The organism is Streptomyces caeni (assembly GCF_042678285.1).
Taxonomy (GTDB): Bacteria; Actinomycetota; Actinomycetes; order Streptomycetales; family Streptomycetaceae; genus Streptomyces; species Streptomyces caeni.
The window spans coordinates 60,712-69,293 of record NZ_JBHUDX010000088.1 but is presented as its reverse complement, the minus strand read 5'-3'; the positions used below and the strand labels follow the sequence as shown (position 1 = coordinate 69,293).

General features: G+C 75.7%; 8 protein-coding genes. 6 read left to right on the top strand and 2 right to left on the bottom strand.

The window, feature by feature from the left end:
• Positions 1–33: 33 nt before the first annotated feature.
• Positions 34–942, top strand: coding sequence for a hypothetical protein (locus tag ACFSL4_RS29420; RefSeq protein WP_381089441.1), 909 nt, complete (start codon positions 34–36; stop codon positions 940–942).
• A gap of 52 nt (positions 943–994) precedes the next feature.
• Complete coding sequence (gene mycP, locus ACFSL4_RS29415) at positions 995–2,170, top strand: type VII secretion-associated serine protease mycosin (protein WP_381089430.1); 1,176 nt, start codon at positions 995–997, stop codon at positions 2,168–2,170.
• Between the two features lie 25 nt (positions 2,171–2,195).
• On the opposite strand, the gene ACFSL4_RS29410 is transcribed toward mycP, so the two are convergent.
• A complete protein-coding gene (locus ACFSL4_RS29410) occupies positions 2,196–3,146 on the bottom strand; it encodes a serine hydrolase (RefSeq protein ID WP_381089427.1) in 951 nt (316 codons plus the stop codon).
• 149 nt (positions 3,147–3,295) lie between these two features.
• On the opposite strand from ACFSL4_RS29410, the gene ACFSL4_RS29405 reads away from it, so the two are divergent.
• Entirely contained in the window at positions 3,296–4,027 is a 732-nt protein-coding gene (locus ACFSL4_RS29405; protein WP_381089424.1) for an SseB family protein, read from the top strand.
• 78 nt (positions 4,028–4,105) lie between these two features.
• Here the strand turns inward: ACFSL4_RS29405 and ACFSL4_RS29400 are convergent, their stop codons facing one another.
• The gene (locus ACFSL4_RS29400; RefSeq protein ID WP_381089421.1) at positions 4,106–5,227 is read right to left on the bottom strand and encodes a helix-turn-helix domain-containing protein; all 1,122 of its coding nucleotides are present in this window, start codon (positions 5,225–5,227) and stop codon (positions 4,106–4,108) included.
• A gap of 224 nt (positions 5,228–5,451) precedes the next feature.
• On the opposite strand from ACFSL4_RS29400, the gene ACFSL4_RS29395 reads away from it, so the two are divergent.
• From ACFSL4_RS29395 to ACFSL4_RS29385, 3 genes are all read left to right on the top strand, one after another.
• On the top strand, positions 5,452–6,201 hold the full coding sequence (locus ACFSL4_RS29395) for an SDR family NAD(P)-dependent oxidoreductase (protein ID WP_381089418.1): 750 nt from the start codon (positions 5,452–5,454) through the stop codon (positions 6,199–6,201).
• Between the two features lie 111 nt (positions 6,202–6,312).
• Complete coding sequence (locus ACFSL4_RS29390) at positions 6,313–7,674, top strand: flavin-containing monooxygenase (protein ID WP_381089415.1); 1,362 nt, start codon at positions 6,313–6,315, stop codon at positions 7,672–7,674.
• Positions 7,671–8,534, top strand: coding sequence for an SDR family NAD(P)-dependent oxidoreductase (locus ACFSL4_RS29385; RefSeq protein ID WP_381089412.1), 864 nt, complete (start codon positions 7,671–7,673; stop codon positions 8,532–8,534). The genes ACFSL4_RS29390 and ACFSL4_RS29385 overlap by 4 nt, the downstream gene beginning before the upstream one ends.
• Positions 8,535–8,582: the final 48 nt, after the last annotated feature.

Sequence of the window (8,582 nt, the reverse complement as noted above, 5' to 3'; positions counted from 1 at the left end):
GGCCGGGCCGCGGACGCCCCCGCGAGCGCCGCCGTGCCGCCACCACGCACCGAGCCGTCGCCCGAGGGCATCGTGGAGACGACCGCGCGCCTGCACCACCGGCCCCTCGTGTCCGACCGGCCCGTGGTGACCCTCGCCCGGCCCGACACGCGCGCCGTCGAGTCCGCCCGCCCGCGACGCCTGGCCGTGCGGCTGCACCCGCGGGCCGCCGCGGCAGCCGTCTGCCTGGTCCTCGGCCTCGGGCTCATCGGCGGCGCCGTGACCGGAAGCTGGCTGACCGGAGAGGACAGCGGGCAGGGAGCGCGCGGCGCGTTCGCCGTCGCCGGAAGCCTGTGGCACAGCGCCCCCGTCGACCGGTTCTTCCCGCCCACCGTCGACGGGACGGACGCGGGCCCCGGTGGCGCCGACCGCACCTGGACGCGTATCGCCGTCGCGCCCGACAGCGGCTGCCAGGACGCCTTCGACCCGCTCCTGCGCCAGGCCCTCGCCCCGGTCGGCTGTCTGCGGCTGCTGCGCGCCACGTACACGGACGCCACCCGCAGCCACGTCACCACCGTCGGCCTGCTGTTCACGAGGGCGGACGCCGCCGCCATGGGCGCGCTGAAACGCCGCTTCGAGGACGGGGGCCTGGACCGGCGCACCGATCTGATGCCCCGTCCGTACGCCGCGAAGGGCACCGTGGCCGCGGGCTTCGGCGACGCCCAGCGCGCATCCTGGACGATCTCGGTCCGCACGGACGCGCCCGTCGTCGTCTACGCCGTCTCCGGCTTCGCCGACGGCCGCACCGTCAGCGAACCGCAGCCCGCCGCGGACGCCATGAAGACCGGCGCCACCACGGCCCCCGCCCAGGCCGGCCTGGGCGACGAGGCCGCGGGCCTCGCCGACCGCGTCGAGGCGGCCCTGCGCAAAACCTTCGCCTCGGCCACGGAGAAACCGTCATGACCGCCCGCCCGCACCCCCGCCCACGGCCCGCCACGACCACGGAGACGCCCTCGTGATCCGCACGGCAGGCGCCCGGCTCCTCACCCTCCTCATAGCCGGCCTCCTCGCCCTGCTGCCCGCCGCCGTCGCGCACGCCGACGGGATACGCGCGCAGCAGTGGGCCCTCGACGCGCTCCACTTGCAGAAGGCGTGGCGGACGACCAAGGGCGAGGGGATCACCGTCGCCGTCCTCGACACCGGCGTCGACGCCACCCACCCCGACCTGGCCGGCAACGTCCTGGCGGGCACGGACCTCGTCGGCTTCGGCGCCCGGCGCGGCGACCGCCCCTGGGCCCGGCACGGCACCGCCATGGCCGGGATCATCGCCGGTCACGGCCACGGCATCGACGACGCCGACGGTGTCGTGGGCGTCGCCCCCAAGGCGCGGATCCTGCCCGTCCGCGTCATTCTGGAGGACGGCGACCCGGCCCGGGCCAAGGCCCGTGACTCGCGCGGCAACGCGCTCGCCGAGGGCATCCGCTGGGCCGCCGACCACGGCGCCGATGTCATCAACCTCTCCCTCGGCGACGACTCCGACTCCGCCCATCCCGAGGCGGCCGAGGACGAGGCGGTGCAGTACGCCCTGAAGAAGGGTGCCGTCGTCGTCGCCTCGGCCGGCAACGGCGGCGAGAAGGGCGACCACATCTCGTACCCGGCGGCCTACCCGGGCGTCATCGCCGCGACCGCCGTCGACCGCTACGGCACCCGCGCATCCTTCTCCACCCGCCGCTGGTACGCCACCGTGAGCGCGCCCGGTGTCGACATCGTCATCGCCGACCCCGACCGCAAGTACTACGAGGGCTGGGGCACGAGCGCGGCGTCCGCGTTCGTCTCGGGCGCCGTCGCACTGATCAAGGCGGCCCACCCGGGCCTGTCCCCGGCGCAGATCAAGCAGCTCCTGGAGAGGACGGCCCGCGACGCGCCCGCCGGAGGCCGCGACGACTCCCGCGGTTTCGGCTTCATCGACCCCGCGGCGGCCATCAAGGCGGCCGCCTCCCTCCCGGCGGACGGCCTGCGGGCGACGTCGTACCGACAGAGGTACTTCGGGCCCGGCCCCGACCGGGCCGGCAGCACGACGGACTCCCCGGGCTGGGCGGGCCCGCTCGCGGGAAGCCTGGGCGCCGCGCTGCTGGTGGCGTCGGTGGTGCTGTGGCGCGGCCGCAGCAGGACGCGCCCCCACGGCCTGTGAGGGACGGGCGGACCGCCGGACCGCCTCAGGCGAACGCCGCGACCGCCGCACGCGCTGCGGCCTCCACCAGCGCAATGCCCTTCTCCTTCGTGGAGTTGCCGCTCGACAGCGTCACCAGGAGCCGGCCGTGCCCGCCGACGGTGATCCGCCCGATGCTGTTGACGTCCCACAGCCCGGTCGTACTGCGCGCCAGCCAGCCGTTCTTCAGGGCCCACCCGGAGCCGTCCGCGGCCGCCGACACACCCCAGCGCTGGTCCTCGGCGATGCCGCCCATGAGGCCCCGCAGATACGCCCGCGAGGGCCCGCTCAGCTCAGAGTCTTCCCCGAACACCTGCTGCAGCAGGGTGAGCTGATCTGCCGCGGTGGTCCGGGTCAGCCCCCACAGGGCTCCGTCACCGCCCGCGGTGTCCGTGAGGCCGAAGCGCGCGTTCGCGCGGTCGAGGCCCTCCGCCTGCCCGATCGCGGTCCACAGCGCCGACGCCGAGGCGTTGTCGCTGTTCTCGATCATCGCGGCGGCCCAGGTCCTCTCCTGTCCGGTCAGACGCCGGCCCGCGTCCTGCGCCTGGAGCAGCAGCGTCGCCAGGATGTCGACCTTCACGATGCTCGCCGTGTCGAAGGTGCCCTCGCCGTACGTGGCGCTGTCACCGGTGTCCATGTCGAGCACGGCCACGGCCAGATCCGCCCCGTCCTCGACGCTCACCGCCCTCATGGCCTTCTCCAGGAGCGCGTCGCGGTCCACCGAGGGCCTGGCCGCAGGTTCCACCGATGCCTCCTGGCGCGTGGGGGCCGACACCGAGGGCGTCACCGACGACGATGACGATACGGCGCCCGCGTCGGCGTGCGCCCGCGCCTTCACGTATGCCGTTCCCGCGGCCGTACCACCGGCGACGAGGACCGACGCCAGCGCCAGGACGGCGAACGGGCGACGCCGGGAGGAACGGGTACGGCGGCGCCGGCGGGCTCTGGGGGACTCCATGGCCGCGATGCTCGGGCCGCGCGCTGTGCGTGAGGTGGGACGGACGTGAGATCCGTGTCAGGGGCGGCTGAGAAACCCGTGAGACCGCAGGGCGCGTGTCCCAGGGGCGGCGCCGTCCTCGCGTCGGACCCCGGATAGGGTCGGTGACCGTGGCGAACAAGAACATTCCCGACCACCCGTTCTCCGACGACGACGGTTCCGCCGAGCCCCGGCTGAGCGCGGCGCTGGCCGCCTGGGCCGAGGACCGCACCGCCGTGGGGCCCGTCCTTGAGGCGCTGGGCGGCGCCCGGCTGCTGGTGCCGGTCGTGGCCGTGCTAGGCGAGGTCGAGGAGGACGAGAACGGTCTGCGCCGCGAGAAGACCAGTGACATGGCCGTGCCGACCCTGAAGGCCGGTGGCCGCACCGCCCTGCCCGCGTTCACCTCCACGGACGCCCTCGCCCGCTGGGATCCCGCCGCCCGCCCCGTCGCCGTCCCCCTGCACCAGGTGCTGCAGGCCGCCGCGCACGAGAAGGCCGACACGATCGTGCTGGACATGTCCGGGCCGGTGCCGTTCGAGCTGACGGGCCCCGCGCTGCTCGCGCTCGCCGAGGGCCGGACGACGACCGATCCGCTCGCCGACCCCGCCGTCACCGAAGCGGTGCGTGCCGCGGTGGCCGCCGAACCCGCCGTGCGGCGCGCCTACCTCGGCCCCGGACAGGCGGACGGCATCCTCGCGCTCGTCCTGGACCCCGCCGCGGCCCCGGCCGACGCCGCGCGGGCGGTGGCCGAGCGCATGGCCGCCGACGACACGCTCAGGGCCCGCCTGGTGCGCGGCCTCGACCTGGCGCTGCTGCCGGCCGGGGCGACACCGCCGGGCGAGCCGCTGTTCGTCCGGGGGTGACACCGCCCGTACGCAGGTGACCCGGCACCCCACCGGAGGGCCGCCGCGGGATGGGTGCGCGGCCGGCCCGCCGTCGGCTCAGCCGCGCGTCAGCCAGGCCCGGCACAGCCACCAGGCGTCCACCGCGCCGAAGGTGGTGGAGGGGTCGATCCCGGTGGCCTCGCTGAAACGCTGCAGACGGTTGCGGACCGTGTTGGGGTGCACGAAGAGCTGCCCGGCGGCCTCGGCGACGTCCCTGTCGGCCTCCAGCCAGGCGCGGACGGCGAGCGCCACCGGTTCGGCGTTGGCGCCGAGCGACGCCCAGGCCGGCTGGTGGTGATCGAGCAGGACGGTGGCCAGGTCCGCCCGGTCCAGCACCGCGGCGAGTGCCGCGGCCTGCGCCACATGGACGAGGCCGGGCCGCCCGGTGGCCTCGGCGGCCGTCAGGGCCAGGGCCGCCAGGCGCCGCGCAGCGGCCAGTTCCTCCGGACCCGCGGGGCCGGCGAGCCCGGCCCGCAGCGGCGCGACGCCCGAGCGTGACGGCGCCTGGCCGAGCACGCCCGCCAGCAGCCCGTCGACGACCCCGAACAGCACCGGCCCCTGGTCGGACAGCCGCTGCCGCACCCCCGCGGCCGCCGCGTCCGGCCGCAGGACCAGCACCCACAGACCGCCGGCCGGCAGCCCGGCCTCCGCGGCTGCCAGCGCCGCCGCCGAGCCGCCCTCCAGCACACGCCGTAGCAGCGCCGCCTCCCGGTCGCTGGTCCGCACCCCGTGGTCGGCCCTGGTCGCCCGGTGGGCCTCGATGAGCCGGGCACGCACCGCCTCGGCCCAGTCGTCGTACAACTCGCGGGCGTCCAGAAGCAGTTCGGCGCGGACCCCGGTGGCGGCGGCGATCTCCCGGGCCCGCGACCAGATGGCCCGCTCCGCCACGTGGATGGCCCGCAGCACCGCCTCGATCGGCACACCCTGCCGGGCCCGGGTCACTCCCAGGTCCTCCACGAAGGACAGCTCGGCCTGCGTCGGGCCGCGCCGGGCGGCCAGGGCCCGGGTCGCCGCGGCGAGCAGGGCGCGGGTGTGCCCGCCGATGTCGGCCGTGGTCAGCGCCGCGACCTCCGGGACCATCGTGCGCACGCCCGCCACCGAGGAGGACAGCAGGTCCTCTTCGCCGACCACTCTCTCCATGAGATCGACGACGGCAGACCACTCGTCACGCGGATCCATCCCGCGATGGTGCCCTCTGTTGTGGCCGGGCACAAGGCGGGCGCCGAAGACCGTGGGCCACGCCATGGTTCCCCCCGCACCCACCTCCTACTGTTGGCCTCCACCACAAGCGACCCCCTGGGACGGCCCGGTGACGACGGCCGCCCTCCAGGCCGCCTGCCCGCCGCCGCTCCGCAGGAGCGCACGGAAGACCCCTCAGGGACCGCAGGGAAGAGAGGAACCCCATGACCCAGGTGGTCGTCATCACCGGCGCCGCCGGCGGCATCGGCGCGATGCTCATGAAGCGATTCGCCGAGGCCGGATTCACGGTGGCGGGCCTGGACCTGCCCGGCGCCTGCCCGCCCGGGGACGACCGCTTCGTCGCGTGCGACATCACCGACGAGGAACAGGTGCGCGCCGCGTTCGGGCAACTGGCGGCCCGCCACGGCCGGCTCGACGTGCTGGTCAACAACGCGGGGATCTCAGCCGTCGGGGCGCTCCTCGACCACGACGTCGCCACCTACCGCCGGGTGATGGAGGTCAACTACATCGGGGCGCTGATCTGCACCCGGGCCGCGATACCCGCGCTCACCGCGTCCCGGGGGCGGATCGTGGTCCTCAGCTCCGTAGCCGGCTTCGCCCCGGTCCTGGGCCGCCCCGCGTACGTGGCGGCCAAACACGCGGTCACCGGACTGTTCACCGCGCTGCGGGCCGAACTCGCCCCCAGCGGGGTGTCCGTGACGATGGTGCACCCCACCTTCGTCACGGGCGGCATGACGGAGGTGCCCCGCGCGCCCGGGGCGACGCGCTCCGTCACCGGAGCGGAGATCACCTCCGACCACGTGGCCCGGGAGATCGTCCGGGCGGTGGTCCGCGGGAAGGATCTGCTGCTGCCCGGGCGGACCGCCCGCCTCGCCTGGTGGGCCCACCGCATCTCGCCCCGCGGCTATCTGCGCCTGATGACCCGCCGGCTGCGCACGGCCCGTCAGGCGTAGAACGGCCACCGCCCGGCCGGCGCCCCGGCACACGCCCCGGCGGACGAGCCGTGCGCCCACCCGGGCCACGGCCCCTGCCGCCGCCCCGACCCGCCCTGGAGGAAGTACCCCATGACGCCTTACTGCCGCGTCGCCGTGATCGGCGCCGGCGCGGCCGGCCTGACCGCCACCAAAGCCCTTCTGGAGTCCGGTTGCGATGTCGTCACCCTGGAGCAGGGCGACCGGCCGGGTGGGCTGTGGGCCCGGGGCAACGCGAGCGGCCTGTCACCCGCCTACGGGTCCCTGCACCTGAACACCAGCAAGGGCCGGACCCAGTTCGCGGACTTCCCGATGCCGGCGCACTGGACCGACTACCCGTCGGCCGACCGGATGGCCGAATACCTGGCCGACTACGCACGGACCTTCCACCTCACCGACCACATCCGCTTCCGCACCACGGTCACCGCCGTCGAGCGCGACGAGGCCGGCCGGACCTGGAACGTCACCACGGAGGACGGCCGGAGCGAACGGTACGACGCCGTGGTGGTCGCCAGCGGCCACAACTGGGACCCCCGATGGCCCAGCCCCGCCTATCCCGGCACCTTCGACGGCGTCCAGATGCACGCCCACGACTACCGCACCGCCGAGGTCTTCCGGGACAAGCGGGTGCTCGTGGTGGGAATGGGCAACTCCGCCATGGACATCGCCGTCGACGCCTCGTACGCCGCCCGCGGCCCGGTCCTGCTCTCCGCCCGCCACGGCGTGCACATCGTGCCCAAGTACCTCTTCGGCAGACCGTCCGACGCGACCGGTGGCGCCCTGGCCGTCCTGCCCTGGCGCATCCGCCAGCGTCTCGCCGAGACCCTGCTGCGCCTGGCGGTGGGCACACCGCAGCGCTACGGCCTGCCGGCGCCGAAGGGCGGGCTCCTGCAGAACCACCCCACCATCAGCGACACCATCCTGCACCGCCTCACGCACGGCGAGGTCGTCGCCCGCACCGGGATCGACCGGCTCGACCGGGACCGGGTGGTCTTCACCGACGGCACGTCGGACCCGGTCGACCTGATCGTCTGGGCCACCGGCTACCGGGTGACCCTGCCGTTCCTGTCCCCCCGGTGGGCGGGGGAGGATCCCGAACAACTTCCCCTGTACAAGCGGGTCTTCCACCTGGACGAGCCCAGCCTGGCCTTCGTCGGGCTGATGCAGTCCACCGGAGCCGCGCTGCCGGTGGTGGAGGCCCAGGCCAAGCTGGCCGCCGCCTATCTCTCCGGCGGCTACGCGCTGCCCCCCGCGCACGACCAGCGCCGCGCGGTGGCCCGCGCGCTGCGCGCCGCCACCGCGCGCTGGGGCCAGGACCGGCGCCCGATGATGCGTATCGACTTCGACCAGTACGTCGCCGACCTGCCGCGCGAGGCCACCGCCGGGCGCGCCCGGCGGGCCCGCGGCACCGGCCGGGCCTTCGCCCCGGCCCAGCACGAACGGACGGCCCGATGAGCACCCACCCCCGCCCCCGGGCCGCCCTGTTCGGCGGCCGCCGCGACGCACACGGCCTGCGCGTCGTCGTCACCGGGGCCTCCGGCACCTTCGGCCGGGCGATCTGCGAACGCCTCAGCGGGCTCGGCGCCGTCGTGATCGGACTGGACCTCGCCCCGCGGCCGGACGACCCGGTGCGGGTGCTGCCGTGCGACGTCACCGACGACGAGAGCGTCGCGACCGCGGTCCGCACGGCGCTCGACACCCTCGGCGGACTCGACGTCCTCATCAACAACGCGGGAACCGGCGGCCCGGCGCCGGCGGAGCTGCCGCCCGGCGCGGAGGTCCGGCGCCAGCTCGACATCAATCTGCTGGGCACCTGGCGGGTGACCGCGGCCTGCGTCGGGGCGCTGGTGGCGTCGCGGGGACGGGTGGTCATGCTCGCCTCGCGGATGGCCGTGCTGCAGCTGCCGCTGGCCGCGGCCTACGGCGCGTCCAAGCGGGCCCTGGTGGCGTACGCCGACGCCCTGCGGCTGGAGGTCGGCACCCATGTCGGGGTCACCTGCCTCTACCCCTCCGCGGTGCGCAGCCCCATCCACGACTCGACGGCCGCCGCGGGACTGTCCCTCGAGGGCATGAGCACTTACGAGCCGCTCGACGGGGTGGTGGACGCCGTGCTGCGGGCGGTCCTCAGCCGCCGGGTGCACCGCGACCTGGCGACCACCCGCAAGGGCGCCGTCGAGTGCTTCCTCGCCCGTCACCTGCCCTCGGTGACCGACCGGATCGTCGCCCGCACCCTGGCCGCGCGCGCCCGCTCCGGCGCCTTCGAGGGCGCCGGACTGGCGGCGGGCGTCGTCCGGCGCCACACGGAGCGGCCGTGACCACCCCCTCGGGCGCGCCCCCGACCGCGGCGCCGGTGCCGGCCGCCC

What these genes read in the sequence shown, in the direction of transcription:
- ACFSL4_RS29410 (WP_381089427.1), bottom strand. Translation starts at nt 3,146, where the DNA reads ATGGAGTCCCCCAGAGCCCGCCGGCGCCGCCGTACCCGTTCCTCCCGG.
- ACFSL4_RS29400 (WP_381089421.1), bottom strand. Translation starts at nt 5,227, where the DNA reads ATGGATCCGCGTGACGAGTGGTCTGCCGTCGTCGATCTCATGGAGAGA.
- ACFSL4_RS29395 (WP_381089418.1), top strand. Translation starts at nt 5,452, where the DNA reads ATGACCCAGGTGGTCGTCATCACCGGCGCCGCCGGCGGCATCGGCGCG.
- ACFSL4_RS29390 (WP_381089415.1), top strand. Translation starts at nt 6,313, where the DNA reads ATGACGCCTTACTGCCGCGTCGCCGTGATCGGCGCCGGCGCGGCCGGC.
- ACFSL4_RS29385 (WP_381089412.1), top strand. Translation starts at nt 7,671, where the DNA reads ATGAGCACCCACCCCCGCCCCCGGGCCGCCCTGTTCGGCGGCCGCCGC.